General features: G+C 60.3%; 17 protein-coding genes and 5 tRNA genes (1 of these 22 running past the window's edge). 4 read left to right on the top strand and 18 right to left on the bottom strand.

Annotation, left to right across the window (positions count from 1 at the left end):
• Positions 1-74 precede the first annotated feature (74 nt).
• The 18 genes from rplL to H6979_11260 all read right to left on the bottom strand — a co-directional run bounded on the left by rplL (position 75) and on the right by H6979_11260 (position 11,311).
• On the bottom strand, positions 75-452 hold the full coding sequence (gene rplL, locus H6979_11345) for a 50S ribosomal protein L7/L12 (protein MCP5140435.1): 378 nt from the start codon (positions 450-452) through the stop codon (positions 75-77).
• Between the two features lie 65 nt (positions 453-517).
• A complete protein-coding gene (gene rplJ / locus H6979_11340; GenBank protein ID MCP5140434.1) occupies positions 518-1,045 on the bottom strand; it encodes a 50S ribosomal protein L10 in 528 nt (175 codons plus the stop codon).
• 306 nt (positions 1,046-1,351) lie between these two features.
• The gene (gene rplA, locus H6979_11335; GenBank protein MCP5140433.1) at positions 1,352-2,047 is read right to left on the bottom strand and encodes a 50S ribosomal protein L1; all 696 of its coding nucleotides are present in this window, start codon (positions 2,045-2,047) and stop codon (positions 1,352-1,354) included.
• 1 nt (position 2,048) lies between these two features.
• Positions 2,049-2,480, bottom strand: coding sequence for a 50S ribosomal protein L11 (rplK, locus tag H6979_11330; protein MCP5140432.1), 432 nt, complete (start codon positions 2,478-2,480; stop codon positions 2,049-2,051).
• 85 nt (positions 2,481-2,565) lie between these two features.
• A complete protein-coding gene (gene nusG, locus H6979_11325) occupies positions 2,566-3,099 on the bottom strand; it encodes a transcription termination/antitermination protein NusG (protein MCP5140431.1) in 534 nt (177 codons plus the stop codon).
• A 3-nt stretch (positions 3,100-3,102) separates the two neighbouring features.
• Positions 3,103-3,486 (bottom strand): preprotein translocase subunit SecE, encoded by a 384-nt coding sequence (secE, locus tag H6979_11320; protein MCP5140430.1) that lies wholly within the window; start codon positions 3,484-3,486, stop codon positions 3,103-3,105.
• Positions 3,487-3,514: 28 nt separating this feature from the next.
• Positions 3,515-3,590 (bottom strand) — tRNA-Trp (locus tag H6979_11315).
• A gap of 19 nt (positions 3,591-3,609) precedes the next feature.
• Complete coding sequence (gene tuf / locus H6979_11310; protein MCP5140429.1) at positions 3,610-4,800, bottom strand: elongation factor Tu; 1,191 nt, start codon at positions 4,798-4,800, stop codon at positions 3,610-3,612.
• A gap of 92 nt (positions 4,801-4,892) precedes the next feature.
• Positions 4,893-4,968: transfer RNA gene (locus H6979_11305), tRNA-Thr, on the bottom strand.
• 19 nt (positions 4,969-4,987) lie between these two features.
• A tRNA-Gly gene (locus tag H6979_11300) sits at positions 4,988-5,061 on the bottom strand.
• Positions 5,062-5,166: 105 nt separating this feature from the next.
• Positions 5,167-5,252 (bottom strand) — tRNA-Tyr (locus tag H6979_11295).
• Positions 5,253-5,310: 58 nt separating this feature from the next.
• Positions 5,311-5,382 (bottom strand) — tRNA-Thr (locus H6979_11290).
• Between the two features lie 35 nt (positions 5,383-5,417).
• Entirely contained in the window at positions 5,418-6,086 is a 669-nt protein-coding gene (locus H6979_11285; protein ID MCP5140428.1) for an SPOR domain-containing protein, read from the bottom strand.
• A gap of 14 nt (positions 6,087-6,100) precedes the next feature.
• Positions 6,101-6,883: a type III pantothenate kinase gene (locus H6979_11280; GenBank protein ID MCP5140427.1), complete on the bottom strand. Its 783-nt coding sequence runs from the start codon at positions 6,881-6,883 to the stop codon at positions 6,101-6,103.
• Complete coding sequence (locus tag H6979_11275) at positions 6,880-7,860, bottom strand: biotin--[acetyl-CoA-carboxylase] ligase (GenBank protein MCP5140426.1); 981 nt, start codon at positions 7,858-7,860, stop codon at positions 6,880-6,882. The genes H6979_11280 and H6979_11275 overlap by 4 nt, the downstream gene beginning before the upstream one ends.
• A gap of 23 nt (positions 7,861-7,883) precedes the next feature.
• Positions 7,884-8,534: a glycerol-3-phosphate 1-O-acyltransferase PlsY gene (gene plsY / locus H6979_11270; GenBank protein ID MCP5140425.1), complete on the bottom strand. Its 651-nt coding sequence runs from the start codon at positions 8,532-8,534 to the stop codon at positions 7,884-7,886.
• Positions 8,527-10,359, bottom strand: coding sequence for a M61 family metallopeptidase (locus H6979_11265; GenBank protein MCP5140424.1), 1,833 nt, complete (start codon positions 10,357-10,359; stop codon positions 8,527-8,529). The genes plsY and H6979_11265 overlap by 8 nt, the downstream gene beginning before the upstream one ends.
• A gap of 31 nt (positions 10,360-10,390) precedes the next feature.
• On the bottom strand, positions 10,391-11,311 hold the full coding sequence (locus tag H6979_11260; GenBank protein ID MCP5140423.1) for an amidinotransferase: 921 nt from the start codon (positions 11,309-11,311) through the stop codon (positions 10,391-10,393).
• 375 nt (positions 11,312-11,686) lie between these two features.
• Here H6979_11260 and H6979_11255 point away from each other — a divergent pair, with 375 nt between their 5' ends.
• The 4 genes in view from H6979_11255 to H6979_11240 are tightly spaced (each overlapping or abutting the next) and all read left to right on the top strand, a layout consistent with a single transcriptional unit that may run on beyond the window.
• On the top strand, positions 11,687-13,024 hold the full coding sequence (locus tag H6979_11255; protein ID MCP5140422.1) for a KamA family radical SAM protein: 1,338 nt from the start codon (positions 11,687-11,689) through the stop codon (positions 13,022-13,024).
• Entirely contained in the window at positions 13,009-14,022 is a 1,014-nt protein-coding gene (locus H6979_11250; GenBank protein ID MCP5140421.1) for a D-alanine--D-alanine ligase, read from the top strand. Before H6979_11255 ends, H6979_11250 begins: the two co-directional genes overlap by 16 nt.
• The gene (locus tag H6979_11245) at positions 14,019-15,008 is read left to right on the top strand and encodes an ATP-grasp domain-containing protein (protein ID MCP5140420.1); all 990 of its coding nucleotides are present in this window, start codon (positions 14,019-14,021) and stop codon (positions 15,006-15,008) included. Before H6979_11250 ends, H6979_11245 begins: the two co-directional genes overlap by 4 nt.
• Positions 14,986-15,464: the 5' portion of a GNAT family N-acetyltransferase gene (locus H6979_11240; GenBank protein MCP5140419.1), read on the top strand. It continues 46 nt past the right edge of the window; only the first 479 of its 525 coding nucleotides appear in the window; its start codon is at positions 14,986-14,988; its stop codon lies off the right edge, out of view. Before H6979_11245 ends, H6979_11240 begins: the two co-directional genes overlap by 23 nt.

Below are 15,464 nucleotides of genomic sequence, written 5' to 3'. Positions count from 1 at the left end.
GCCACAAACTCCCAAATCGCATCAGCGCGAGCCTCACAGCCCGCACAGGCCATAAAGCATCAGCCTGCAACCGCTCACTTGATCTCTGCGGTAGCGCCGGCTTCTTCGAGCTGCTTCTTGATGGCCGCCGCGTCGTCTTTCGAGACGCCTTCCTTGACGACCGACGGCGCGCCCTCTACCAGATCCTTGGCTTCTTTCAGACCGAGGTTGGTAATGGTACGGATCGCCTTGATGACGCCGACCTTGTTTTCGCCGAAGGCCTTGAGGGTCACCGTGAATTCAGTCTGCTCCTCGACTGCAGCAGCGGCGACGGTGCCACCCGCGGCAGCAACTGCTACCGGCGCAGCGGCTGATACACCCCACGAATCTTCGAGCATCTTCACGAGCTCGACGATCTCCATGATGGGCTTGGCGCTCAGTTCGCTGAGCAGTTCCTGGTTCGAAAGAGCCATGGTCAAATCTCCTTGAGTACTTAATTAAGTCGGGTTATCCGAATACGGTAAAAACTGATGCAGCCTCAGGCGACCTCTTCCGCCTTCCCGCGCGCCGCGAGTACCCGCGCAACGAGTGCGGGGGGCTCTGCAAGCGTACGGACCAGCTTGGTAGCTGGCGCCAGAAAGACACCGAGCAGCATGGCCCGGGCCTGATCCAGCGTGGGCAGACTCGCTAGGCGCTCAAGATCAGCCGGACCGTAGAGCACGCCACCGATGGCGACGGCCTTGGTAACCAGCTTTTCATTGGTCTTGGCGAAATCCTTGAATACCCGGGCAGCAGCGCCCGGATCTTCGCGGGAAAACGCCAGGATGAGCGGCCCCTTGAGGGTCTCCTTGAGGCATGCAAACTCGGTGCCTTCAACGGCCCGTTTGGCGAGGGTGTTCTTGACCACGCGGACGTAGACGCCCTGGCTGCGGGCTTTGGCCCGCAGGTCGGTAATCTGCGCCACTGACATGCCGCGATACTCAGCCGCTATGGCTGACATCGCGGATGCGGCGATCACGTTCACCTCTTCGACAAGAGCCTGCTTGTCTTCGAGTCGCAATGCCATCGTTCACTCCTGATGCGAAAGTCACTGTCGCCGCCGTTCGCCCATGCGGCGAAACTCGCGGCTCCGATGGCGGCCGTCACCAGGTCGTACTGATTCGGGTAACACCATCTGCGCAGGCCACTTCGAGCAAGGCCATTAAGGCGTCAGGAAAAGCATCCCTTCGCCACCTGCGGTCTTCGATGTTGCGTTCGTGGAGTCCTGTAGCCGGACTCCGCGAAACCGGCTGAAGTTCAAACTGAATCTCCGGCCTTCATCACCGGCCGCCCTGTTTTACGGGGCTGCGCGGCTATTCATTGCTGACAGCGGTCAAATATCCAGGCTGGCCTGATCGATCATCACGCCCGGTCCCATGGTTGAGGACACGGTCAGACGTTTCAGATACTGGCCCTTCGCCGCTGCCGGCTTCACCTTCTTGATGTCGTTCAACAGTGCGAGCAGATTGTCGCGCAGTGCAGCAACATCGAAACTTGCCTTGCCGATCGGGCAGTGCACAACACCACCTTTGTCGGCACGAAAACGGACCTGGCCGGCTTTGGCGTTGCGCACGGCGGTCTCGACATCCTGGGTCACCGTCCCGACCTTGGGATTTGGCATCAGGCCACGCGGACCGAGAATGCGGCCCAGCTGACCGACGATCCGCATGGCGTCGGGTGTGGCGATCACCGTATCGAAGTCGATGGATCCGGCCTTCATCTGCTCAGCCAGGTCTTCAAAACCAACCGCATCGGCGCCTGCTGCCCGCGCCTTGTCGGCGTTTTGCCCCTGGGCAAATACGGCGACACGGACAGTCTTGCCCGTGCCATGAGGCAGCAGGGCGGAACCGCGCACGACCTGATCGGATTTCTTTGCGTCAATTCCGAGATTGACTGCAACATCTACCGTCTCGGCAAACTTGGCCGTAGCCAGTTCCTTGACGAGCGCCAGTGCCTCATCGATGGAATAGTTCTTTTCCGCGGAAACCTTGCCCTGCCAGGCCTTGGTACGTTTGCTTTGAGCTGACATCTCAGACGCCCTCCACATCAAGGCCCATACTGCGGGCGCTGCCCGCAATCGTACGGACTGCCGCATCGAGCCCGGCTGCCGTGAGATCCGGCATCTTTGCCTTGGCAATTTCTTCAAGCTGCTGGCGAGAAACCTTGCCGACCTTCTTGGTATTGGGGGTGCCGCTGCCCTTGTCCAGCCCAAGGGCTTTCTTCAGCAGAATCGCAGCCGGCGGCGTCTTGATGACGAAAGTGAAGCTGCGGTCGTTATAGACGGTGATAACCACCGGCATGATCAGCCCGGCTTCCATCTTCTGCGTCTGCGCATTGAACGCCTTGCAGAATTCCATGATATTGACCCCGGCCTGGCCGAGCGCAGGGCCTATGGGCGGACTCGGGTTTGCCTTGCCGGCAGGGACCTGCAGCTTGACGTATTTGTCGACTTTCTTGGCCATCAGACCTTCTTCCTGTCAGTGGGTACAAACGCCTCTTCAGAGGCTCCCCGTACCGCCCCCATGAAGGAGCGGCGCTTACTTGAGCTCAGCCTTTCTCTACCTGGCTGAATTCAAGCTCTACCGGTGTGGATCGGCCCAGAATCTGGACCGCTACCCGGAGTTTGTTCTTCTCGTAATTGACCTGCTCAACCACGCCATTGAAATCGTTGAACGGACCATCCGTAACGCGCACAACTTCGCCGGGCTCGAACAGTACCTTCGGCCTCGGCTTGTCGACACCTTCTTCAACCCGATGCAGGATCGCATTGGCCTCAGCATCGGTAATCGGCGCCGGCTTGTCACTTGATCCACCAATAAACCCGAGCACCTTCGGCACCTCCTTGACCATGTGCCAGGTCTCGTCATCCATCTCCATCTGCACGAGGACATAACCGGGAAAGAACTTGCGCTCGCTCTTCCGCTTCTGCCCCTCACGCATTTCGACGACTTCTTCGGTCGGCACGATGATCTTGCCAAACTTGTGCTCGAGCCCGTCGCGCTTTACTCGTTCCTCAAGCGATCGTTTGACCTTGTTCTCGAAGTTGGAATACGCGTGAATCACATACCAGCGGAGCGGCATGACCTAGGCTCCCTGGCCGGTAACAGCGCGTGTAATCATCAACAACACGAAATCCAGACTCCAGAAGAAAAAGCCAAGTATCAGCAGAAAGATAAACACCGTAATCGTCGTCTGCATGGTTTCCTGGCGGTTAGGCCAGATAACCTTCCGGATCTCCACGCGCGACCCGAGAATGAACTGCCATATCACCTGCCCTTGCCGGGTCTGGTAGAGCAGCGCTGCGCCAATACCAAAACCGGCAAGAATACCTATCACGCGGAGGACAATCGAAGCGCCCTCGAAGTAATAGTAGGCAACGATCGAAGCGAGCACGACCAGGCACGCAGCCGCCAGCAACGCCGTATCGATCAGCGCCGGTCTGGCTTTTGTTTCGCTACTGTTAGTCATGCTTACCAGACAACGTATCGCAGGTTTATGGCAGGCCAGGAGGGTCTCGAACCCCCAACCTGCGGTTTTGGAGACCGCCGCTCTGCCAATTGAGCTACTGGCCTTTGGAAAATAACCTTCGTCTTACTTGAGAATTTTCGCGACCACGCCGGCGCCGACGGTACGGCCACCTTCGCGGATCGCGAAGCGCAGACCTTCTTCCATCGCGATCGGATTGATCAGCGTCACCACCATCTTGATGTTGTCACCCGGCATGACCATCTCCACACCCTCGGGCAACTCGCAGGCACCCGTCACGTCGGTCGTCCGGAAGTAAAACTGTGGCCGGTAACCCTTGAAGAACGGCGTATGACGACCACCCTCTTCCTTCGTCAGCACGTACACCTCAGCCTCAAACTGCGTGTGCGGATTGATCGAACCCGGCTTCGCCAGCACCTGACCGCGCTCCACGTCTTCACGCTTCGTTCCGCGCAACAGCACACCCACGTTGTCGCCCGCCTGACCGTCGTCCAGCAGCTTGCGGAACATCTCAACGCCCGTGCAGGTCGTCTTTGTCGTGTCCTTGATGCCGACGATCTCGACTTCCTCGCCAACCTTGATCCGCCCGCGCTCGATACGCCCCGTCACCACCGTGCCGCGACCCGAGATCGAGAACACGTCCTCGATCGGCATCAGGAATGCACCGTCAACCGCACGCTCCGGCACCGGTATGAAGCTGTCCATCGCCGCAACCAGCTTCTCAACGCTCTGCGAGCCCATCTCGCTGGTATCACCTTCCCAGGCCTTCAGCGCCGAACCGGTGATCACCGGTGTCGTGTCACCCGGAAACTTGTACATCGAGAGCAGCTCGCGCACTTCCATCTCGACCAGCTCCAGGAGCTCGGCGTCGTCAACCATGTCCGCCTTGTTCAGGTACACCACGATGTACGGCACACCGACCTGGCGGGCCAGCAAAATGTGTTCCCGCGTCTGCGGCATCGGACCATCCGCTGCCGATACCACCAGGATCGCACCGTCCATCTGCGCCGCACCCGTGATCATGTTCTTCACGTAGTCAGCGTGTCCCGGGCAATCCACGTGCGCGTAGTGACGCGCCTCGCTCTCGTACTCCACGTGCGCTGTCGCAATCGTGATGCCGCGCGCCTTCTCTTCCGGCGCCTTGTCAATCTGGTCGTACGCGCTCACCTCACCGCCGAACTTCGCCGCCATCACCTTGGTCAGCGCCGCTGTCAGCGTCGTCTTCCCGTGATCCACGTGACCGATCGTTCCGACATTGACGTGGGGCTTCGTACGCTCAAATTTGGCTTTCGACATGACCAGCTCTCTCTTCGATCTGTTTGTGCTTCTGTTACATCCGCAGTCACGGCGTCAACCGCGGCTCACCCAATTCATTTATGCACGACTCTTGGAGCCCACAACCGGAGTTGAACCGGTGACCTCTTCCTTACCAAGGAAGTGCTCTACCAACTGAGCTATGTGGGCAAATCACATCTCCCAAAACTGGAGCGGGTGATGGGAATCGAACCCACGTCATCAGTTTGGAAAACTGAGGTTCTACCATTGAACTACACCCGCCACCCTCCAAGCGTCTCAGCTCCGGACGGCAGCGAAGGGGCAGCAGGCGTACAACTTCAGCCACAAGGACAGAAGGCCCGCCTACAAACGCCCTCCTGAAGCTCTTGGTGGAGGGGGTAGGATTCGAACCTACGAAGGCGTAAGCCAGCAGATTTACAGTCTGCCCCCGTTGGCCGCTTGGGTACCCCTCCGCTAAGTCAAGCAGAGCATTGTCTGGCGACCGGCTTCCGCTGTCAACCTAAAGTGCTATGCCGGAAGAGGGACTTGAACCCCCAACCTACCGCTTACAAAGCGGTTGCTCTGCCATTGAGCTATTCCGGCCCGTCACCTTTCTGCGCCCGCATTATATATACGGCTTACGGGGGCGCTACCGGCCGCGGCATCAAATCCGTTGAAGCGGGACAGGGCAGGCTCTCAGCGCGGAGAATCCGGTCGTAGCCGATGGCGAGGTTTCTGAGGAGCGCCTGCTGATCGCCCCCCGGATCCGAGACCAGCCAGTATTCGGCAGCAGTCTTGTACCGCTCGCGCATAACGGCCTGGATTCCGGCCCGGCGCGCGGCTTCGATGACACCTTCAGCACCGCCCAGTTCACGAAATACCCCGAGACTGATGACGGTTACAGGCCCGTCCTGCATCACATAGGCATCCGGAAGCTCCGCCCGCAGCAGTCGCTGCCGGGCAATCTCCGCTTGCTCCTTGTCCGCAAAGCCCTGAACCTGAACCCAATGACCAAGCCATACGCGCGCTTCCCGCGGTACGACTCTGACCTTGATGCCCCGCTTGGCCAAAGTAGCCGAAAGCTGCTGCGCGGCGCTGGCATCCGGTATTGGCCCGATATAGACACACTGCGAGGCGGCATCGGCGGTATCTGGCCCCGTCGAGGCTCGGGAGTTCGACTGCCCATATATTGGCAGTTCATTGGCATCGGTGGCCGGCAGGGCGGCCGATGGCTCAGGATCAACCCAGAGTACCCACCCAAGCAGAAGCAGGTTGGCGAGCAATAAAATCAGGAAGATATTACGCACAGGCGCCCCTGCACTCAGACAACTTCATAACAGGCCGGATCAAGGGCCAGGCCTTCGAGAACCAGATCAGGATCATAGGCCGCCGGCGCATCGAGCAACCGGGCGAACTGCGCACCATCACCCCCCGTTATCACCAACTGTGCCGCCCCGGCTTTACTGTTCAGCCTTGCAAGAGAATCGGCAACCAGCGCTACGCAGGCGCGCGCCACCCCTAACCGGATCGCGTCAGCGGTATCGGTACCGAGCGCATCTCTGTCTGCAGCGCAGATTGTCGGCATTTCAGGAGAAAATCCGGGACCGGCAAACTGATCCAGATCGCCCGTTTCCTGGCGCAGCGCGGCCACCATCAATGCAACGCCCGGGAAGATCAGCCCCCCGGAGTGGGTGCCGTCCGCAGCAATGACATCCAGGGTGACGGCTGTGCCGGCATCGACAACGCAAAGTGGGCCAGGGCGCTTCCGCCAAGCCGCGCACATCGCAAGCCAGCGGTCAACGCCCAGCTGAGCCGGTTCGCGATAGCCATTCTTCAGGCCGTATGCCGCGGCGCGTGATCGAGCAAAAACCGGGCTGAACCCGAAACGCGCAAAGACGGCTTCGGCAACCAGCTTTCCGGCCGCAGGACCGGCCACATTGGCAACCCGTACTTCGTCGGGAACGGCAGAATCACGCAGCAACTCGGTCAATGCTGCTGGAAGTCCATGGTTCCGATGAGTCGCGTGGCCAGCCCCGACCAGCCCCTCACCTGGCGACCAGGCCCATTTCAACCGGGTATTGCCGAGATCCAGCAACAGCCTCATGGTTGCCGCCGCAACGTAACATCACCGGCGAAGACAGGCTTTAACACATTCCCAGCTTCGACCAACAAGGCACCATCATCGGCGATTCCTCGTGCAACTCCGTTCAACGTCTGCAATCCGATCGATACGTTAACAGCCTGGCCAAGTAAATAGTCCCAGCTACGCCAACGCGGCGCAAAGGCCGCAAACCCCGATCCGGCAAATTCGCTCAGGTTTCGATAAAGCGCGTTCAGCAAGGATCCAGCCAGCTGATTGCGAGACACTTGCTTGCCCGGAACAAGCTCGTCAAGCGTCGCCGGCCGCAGGTTGCCGCCATCGGCATCTACCTCAGCACCCAGAGCAGGCGATACGCGCACATTCAGGCCAATACCGACCACTACACGCAGCGGCCCGCCCGCCTCGCCAGCCACATCCACCAGAATACCGCCGAGTTTGCCGCCGTTCGCGACGATGTCGTTGGGCCATTTCAGCTGGACAGCTGCGGGCGGTACAACGCTGACCAATGCCTCGGCAACCGCAACGCCTATTACCAGTCCCAATGCCGCCAGATCGCGCGGCGCGACCTCATAGCACCACGATACCGACAGGCATAAACCGTGTCCCAGAGGAGAAAACCAGCGCCGGCCACGGCGACCACGCCCGCCCGATTGATACTCCGCGACACAAACAAACATCGCACCGGGTGCCGGCGCTGGCATTGTCGCCAGGATCTCGCTCGTCGATGCGGTTGTCAGCAAGACGTCCAGGCGCGCCAGCGCGGCCTTCGTCTCACGGCTCAGAACCTTCCGGATCGGGTCCTCGGCCAGCAATTCGAGCGGAGCCCCCAGCCGGTAACCCCGGCGCCGATCGGCAACGACTGTCAGGCCGGTATTCCTTAGCGCCCGAATCTGCTTCCAGATTGCAGCCCGGGAGAGACCCAGATCAGCCCCCAGCTGGACACCCGTGTGCCAGGCGCCGTCAGCCAGCAGGGTGAGCAACGCATGTCGTGAGGCGTCCACAACTAGCGCGGACGGCGCCGTAACAACATCGCCCTTTCAATACGGTTTTCATTTCCGGCCCGCAGGCGACGGATGTTGGCGCGATGCGTAAAGACTATGAACAGGGCAAGGCCGGTCAGAAACACGAGCAATGGTAGCTGCCCGTCCAGACCGCTGATCAGCAACCAGATCGGCAGAGCCACCGCGGTCAGCATGGTGGCAAGACCGACGAAGCCGGTCGTGACCAGGACGATCACCCAGACCAGTACGCCGGGCAATGCGAGCGACGGTGCGATACCCAGCAACGCCCCGATTGCGGTTGCCGCCCCCTTGCCGCCGGCAAATCCGAACCAGACGGGGTAGCAATGCCCGACCACTGACGCGCCCGCACAGGCGAGCATCAACCAGGTTCGGGAAATCTCGGGGTCCAGAAAAACGCCCGGGAGGGCAATTGTGGGAAGCAGCCACGGCGGCAAAAAGCCCTTGGCGATATCGATCAATATGACGCGCAGGGCAAACCACTTTCCCTGGGTACGCAAGGCATTGGTTCCACCGGCGTTACCGCTCCCCTGCGTACGAATATCAATACCGCCCGCCAGCTTGCCGACGACAAGCGCGCCGGTCAGCGAGCCGACCAGGTAACTGATCAATACCTTCAGGCCAAGTTCAAGCATTCGATCCAAGCCAGCAGTCGCGGCGCACGACGGCATCGGCACCCGCTTGCGGATCAAGGCTCAGGTAACAGGTATCGCGGGGTGCAAGCATGGTGCGCAGAGTCATGCTCATCAGCTGCTGATCACGAAATATATAACAGCTGCAATTGCCATCCACCGCCAACCGGTCAACCAGGGCCTCGCAGCCTTCGGCAGTGGCCGGATGCCCATCAAGCGCCACCAGTTCGTCCCCGGCAGTGATTCCCGCTATTTGCGCAGGACCACCATCGATCACCTGGGTGACTTTCGTCCGGCCATCCATATTCTTGATCTTCATGCCCAGCCAGGCGCGAGGCTTGCCCTGCCGGCGTCCAGATACGCCACCGGCATCACTTTCGCTCTCCCGGCCCCGCATATGCAGGAGAACACCAAACTGGGCGAGAAGGATACCGAGCGGCGGATCGACGGTCGTCCGCAGGTTCTGGTGAAAGAATGCCTTGAGATCGAGACCACAGACCTGTTCTGCCATGCGCTCGAAGTCTCCTTCGTAAAGACCGCGGCTGTCGTCGCCGCCAAATTCGCGCCACAGCGCCTGCATTACGGAGTCCAGGGAGCGGGCTCCATCGGAGCGGAAGCGAATTTCCAGATCCAGCGCCAGTGCTACAAGTGAGCCTTTCAGGTAATAGCTGACGGTCGAATTCGGCGAATTCTCATCAGGCCGGTAGAACTTGATCCAGGCATCAAAACTCGCGTCTTCCAGGGTCTGATGGCGGCGGCCACTGGTGCGGTAGAGCTTGGTCAGGCTGCGCCCGAGCAATTCCAGGTATTGCTCCTGGGTGATCAGCCCGGCACGCAACAGCGCCATCTCATCGTAGTACGAGGTGATTCCCTCGAAAATCCAGAGCTGGCGTGTGTATGCCTCCCGTGACAGATCCGCGCCAACAAACTCCGCCGGCCGAATGCGTTTGACGTGCCAAGCATGAAAGTATTCGTGGCTGACCAGCCCGAGAAACCGGCGATACCCGGCATCCCTATCGTCTGGACCATGCCGTGGCAGGTCATTTCGCCGGCAAATCAGCGCCGACGACTCGCGATGCTCCAGTCCGCCATAACCATCGGCAACTGCGCGCAGGAGAAACAGATAGCTTTGCATCGGTGCGGGCCGGCCAAAAAAGTCTATTTGCCAGGCGCACAGACGGGCCAGATCCATCTGCAGCCTCGGCAGATCGACCTCTTCGTGGCCAATCATGGCCAGCGCGTGAGGCGTGCCGGCCGCCTCGAAATCGATCACCGTGAGCCTGCCCATGAGCACAGGGTGATCGATCAGATCCGTATAACCAGCCGCATGGAACGCGCCAAATTCGCCAGCAGCGCCAGTCAGCCGCGGCAGACTGGTTGCCAGCTGCCAGACGATATCGGGCGGCAGCTCCGGTGGATCGATATGCACGACGTAGCTGTCCTGCTCCTGGCCGCTCACTTGCAGAAAAAGGCAGACCCCATTGAAGAACCCGCAGCTGCCATCCAGCCAGGCGCCGCGCACCGAGGGGTCGGCGGCGTAAATCACCGCAGTCACCAGCAATGCCCCCGCCACCGGCACCGCATGCCAGCTGTGCTTGTCCAACTTGCGCAGCGTGACCGGTTCACCATCGCTCATCGCCTCAATCCGCACGATGTGGCGCGCATAATCACGGATCAGGTAGCTGCCCGGTATCCATGCCGGCAGGCTGAGCACCTGGCCTTCCGGATCAGGATGTTCGATGCGGCAAGTTACCTCATACAGGTGAGCGCCGAGGCTGTGGGGGCGAACGTGGTAGACAACGGCGGTCTGGCTGACTGAACTGTTCATGGATCCGGATGCTGCAACGAGTCTGTCGAACTCATACAGATGGGGAGTCTAGCTGAGCCGGACGCGGCAGGTAGATCTCCGCCAACATGCAACGTACGCTCCCGCCCCCCACGCGCTCGATAGTCCCAACATCCACCGGCAACAGTGCGGTATACCGCTCAAGCACCCGCCGTTGCTCCGGCTGGAGACTCCGCAGGGCGGTTTCGGAGAGCACCAGCAAAGGACCCCCCGGGGAATCCACTTCCAGGCAGTTTGCAGCGAACTGCAGGACCTGGCCCGCGGATACGGTCAGCAACCGGCGGTTTGATGCAACCAGTTCCGCACGTACGGCCTGACGCTCGGCCGGATCGCTGATTGCGTCGCTGCAAAGGATTGCGATATGCCGCCCGAGACTCATCAGCACATTCGTGTGGTAGACCGCTTGCCCCGCCCCCAGGCTGGCGCTGAATGCCACGACCCGGTAGCCGGTAAGACGGGCAAATTCAGCGAGGGCCGCTTCGTGAGTGCGGCCTGAACGGGCCGCAAATGCCGTGCGGCGAGGCCGGTCGAGTACCAGGCTGCCGGTGCCCTCAAGATAGCTGCCGGACTGCTCCAGCTCCGACAAGTCGATCACCCGGCGCACATGAAACCCGCTGCCAAGCGCAAGCCTGTCGAGGATATCGGGGCGACGCTCCGCACGCCGGTTGAGCGCTGCCATCGGGTACAGCACAACCGTACCGTCGCAATGTGTGGACATCCAGTTATTGGGGAACACCGCGTCTGGCGTCCCGCCCCAGGGGGCATCCGCGACAACGAAGGTCTGCACGCCGGCCTGGTCCAGAGCGCTTACCACGCCATCGAACTCCCTCATGGCTTGTGCCGACAATACTTCGGGGGCACGCGTCGTGGCGCGCTGGAACTGATTCGACGCAGCCGTCTGGTGATTTGGCCCAAAGTGGCTCGGACGAATCATGAGCAGATGCCGGGTCGCCTGGCGTTTGTCGCACAGCAGGTCGGCAGAACTCATATCAGGACCACCCTCTGGAACCTCACGACCAACCGGACTGACACAGGCTAAAGTATTTCTTCATGGTGCCGACCCTGCCATCAGACGGGCACTGCCATCCTGCACAGGCAGGTACCTGGCATCAGGCGACCGGGCGAAACCATCGGTGTTTGACTTGTGTTGCATTTCGAAAACCGGCGCGTATATTACCGGCCGACCGAGACAGAAACGTCAGTCACGCATCACGACATATCACAGTAAGACGTTGCCCCAGCAGGGACTCCAGTTGCTACTGTCTCGAAAACCCATCTACGGTTCCTCTACCCAGACGAGGTGAACTCGATGCCGAGAGTATTGTCCGTTGTGGACAGCCCTGTTCCGGATTCCGTTGCGAACCTGTCTGATAGCGAGGAGCCACCGAACGCTGCGCCTGGAATCGTCATTCCAGGCATTCAGTCGCCACTCACGTCTCCGCCGGTCAACCTTAGCGCCGTTCCATCGTCAAAACATACCGTTCCGAGGCTAGCGGTCAGTGCCCGGAGCGACGCCTTTCGTCGCCGCTTCTACCCGCAGGCGGGCCTGCGTGACTGGAACGACTGGCGATGGCAAAACCGCCATCGGGTGCGCAGCCTCGCTGATCTGGACCGAATGTTTCGGCTGACCGATGACGAGCGGCAAGCTATTGAAGCGCACCACGGTGCCCTGCCCCTCGGCATCACCCCCTATTACGCAAGCCTTATTGATGCCGATAACCCCACCCAGGCACTGCGCAGAACCGTAATCCCCGTACTGGGCGAATATCTCAAGTCCAAAGGCGAGTCAGATGACCCGCTCGGCGAGGACGCAAGCAGCCCCTTGCCCGGACTGGTGCACCGGTATCCGGACCGGGTGCTGCTGCTGGTCACAAATTTCTGCTCGGTATATTGCCGCTACTGCACACGGGCCAGGATGGTCGGCTCAGTCGGCGAACGCAGCATCCGCAAGCACGACCTGGAGCGGGCAATCGACTACATTGCCGCGACGCCAGTAATTCGTGACGTGCTCTTGTCCGGTGGCGACCCTTTGAGCCTCGACGACGAGCGGCTGGAGTGGATTCTGAAGCGGTTACGGCAAATCCCCCATGTCGAGTTCATTCGCATCGGCTCCAAACAGCCGGTCGTACAGCCACAGCGGATTACCCCGGCACTCACCCGAATCCTCAAGCGCTACCATCCGCTGTGGATGAGTCTGCACTTCACCCATCCGGATGAACTGACGCCCGAGGTGGCCGAGGCCTGTGCACGGCTGGCGGATGCCGGTATCCCGCTCGGCAGTCAGACTGTGCTGCTGAAAGGCGTCAACGACAGCGTCGCGACGATGCGGGAACTGGTGCACGGGCTGCTCCGCATACGCGTGCGGCCGTACTACCTGTATCAGTGCGACCCGATTTCGGGATCGTCACACTTCCGTACGCCGGTCGAGAAGGGGCTGGAGATCATTCGTGGTCTGCGTGGCCACACCACCGGCTACGCGATCCCGACCTACGTGATCGATGCGCCGGAAGGCGGCGGCAAGATTCCGCTGGCCCCGGACTATGTCGTCGGTCGCGACGAGGATGACCTGCTGCTCCGCAATTACGCCGACGTCATATACCGTTATCCGGATCCCCGCCCAGAAAGCTCCGGATGCACGTCGGCCTGACCTACGACCTCCGCGACGAATATCTCGCCGCCGGTTACAGCGAGGTCGACACCGCCGAGTTCGATCAGCCGGAAACTATCGACGCGATAGCTGGCGCATTGCAGAGACAGGGTATCGTCGTCGACCGGATCGGCAATGCCCGACAGCTGAGCAGCCGATTGGTGGCTGGCGACCGCTGGGATCTGGTTTTCAACTTCTGCGAGGGGCTGTACGGATTTGGCCGTGAGGCGCTGGTACCGGCACTGCTGGACGCATGGCGGATCCCTTATGTGTTCTCGGATCCGCTGGCCTGTGCGGTAACGTTACACAAGGGTGTAGCCAAGCATGTGGTCCGCGGCAATGGTCTCGCGACCCCCGACTTCGCCGTCATCGAAACATCGGCCGACATCGCCAAGGTCGCGCTGCGCTATCCGCTCTTCGCAAAACCGGTCGCAGAAGGCACCGGCAAGGGAGTTTCAGCGGCATCCCGCGTGGAATCGCCTGCAGCACTCGAGCGCGTTTGCCTGACTCTGCTGGATCAATACCGCCAACCCGTCCTGGTGGAGGATTTCCTGCCGGGCCGGGAATTTACCGTCGGGGTCCTCGGAACAGGCGCGGCAGCTGAGGCCATCGGCACAATGGAAGTACAACTCGGACCAAAAGCCGATCAGGGGATTTACACTTTCGACAACAAGGAACATTGGGAAGGCAGGGTCAGCTATTCGCTGCTGGCCGAGGAACCCCTGTTGCAGGAAATTGAGAACCTGGCTGTCAGCGCCTGGCGTGCGCTTGGCTGTCGGGACGGTGGCCGGCTCGATATCCGGCTTGATGCCCGTGGGACACCCAACTTCATAGAAGCAAATCCACTGGCTGGCCTGCACCCCGGGCACTCGGATCTGCCGTTTATCTGCAAGTTCAAGGGCATCCCATATGACGAACTGATTCGCCGTATCGTCGCTTCGGCATTGAGCCGCGCGACGCAGCAGCTGGCAGGCAATCCTGGGGTGCCTCGCCAATGAAAGGTACAGGCAAGGTTCTCATCATTCATAACGAGGTAACGGATGAATCCCCGGCCGATGCGCGCGACATCCTCGATCAGATTCGATGCGTATCTCGGGCTTTGAAGGCCGAAGGATACGAAGTCAGCACGCTGGCGGTCGGCCTGCAACTTGAAGACACAAAAGGACATTTGCTTAAGCAGCGGCCCGATATCGTTTTCAATCTCGTAGAGGCCATAGACGAAAGCGGGCAGCTGATTCCGGTTGCCACCTCACTTCTGGATCACCTGCGTATTCCCTACACGGGCGCAGGTACCGAGGCGTTGATGCTTACCTCAAACAAGATATTGACGAAGCAGTGGCTTAGGCTGCACGACATTGCCACCGCCGACTGGTGGGATCCTGATACCACACCACCAGTCAGGCCGGCCAAGGGCCGCTGGATTACAAAGCCCCTGTACGAGGACGCATCGATTGGCATGGACGATGCGTCCGTAGTAACGGATTTCAGTGAAGTCGCAGACCGTATAACCCAAAAGCAGCGGATACGTCCTGGTCGCTGGTTCGCCGAGCAGTTCATAGAGGGACGGGAGATCAACGTCGCGCTGCTAGGTGGGACGGAAAGGCCGCAGATTCTGCCCATTCCCGAAATCCAGTTCGTGAATTTTCCGGCCGACAAGCCCCGGATTGTCGGTTATGCAGCGAAATGGGCGGAAAACTCCTTTGAGAGCCGACACACGGTACGGCGGTTTATCGACCCGCAGCAGGAGGCTTCGCTCTGTGAGCAACTGGGGCAGGTGGCGTTGCGCTGCTGGGATATTTTTCAGCTCCGCGGCTATGCGCGAGTGGACTTCCGGATAGATGCCGATGGCCAGCCATGGGTCCTCGAAGTAAACGCCAATCCCTGTATTTCACCCGATGCCGGATTTGCCGCCGCGCTCGCCGAAGAGGACATTAGCTACTCCGAAGCGATCCAGCGAATTGTTGCCGCAGCACAACCATTCTGATCGCCTTCATATGAAACCGCCGGTTTTCAGGCACGATCTGACCGACACGGACCCCGATCAGATTGAGGCGCTGGTTCGCTCGACCGGCTTCTTCAGCTCTGAGGAAATCGCGATTGCACGTGAACTGGCAGATGACGCCCTGACACAGGGCGATGCCGGGCACTATCGATTCATCGTTGCGGAGGCGGATAGTCAGCTGCGCGGTTACGCCTGTTTCGGAAGGATTCCGGGAACGCGCTCCGCCTGGGATCTCTACTGGATCGTCGTGGCACCGGAGTCCCAGTCGAGCGGACTGGGAAGAGCGATCCTGAATCAGGTGGAGGCACGGGTTGAATCGGCCTCTGGCGACAGGCTGTACGCAGAGACTTCTTCAGTCAGGAAATATGCGCCGACCCGAAGTTTTTACGAGCGGTCCGGCTTCGATCAGGCAGCCATGCTCCCCGACTTTTACGCCCC

It is taken from the genome of Chromatiales bacterium (assembly GCA_024234935.1).
Classification (GTDB): Bacteria; Pseudomonadota; Gammaproteobacteria; order Steroidobacterales.
Note: the sequence above shows the minus strand (reverse complement) of the source record. Positions and strands in the feature narration are given on the sequence as shown.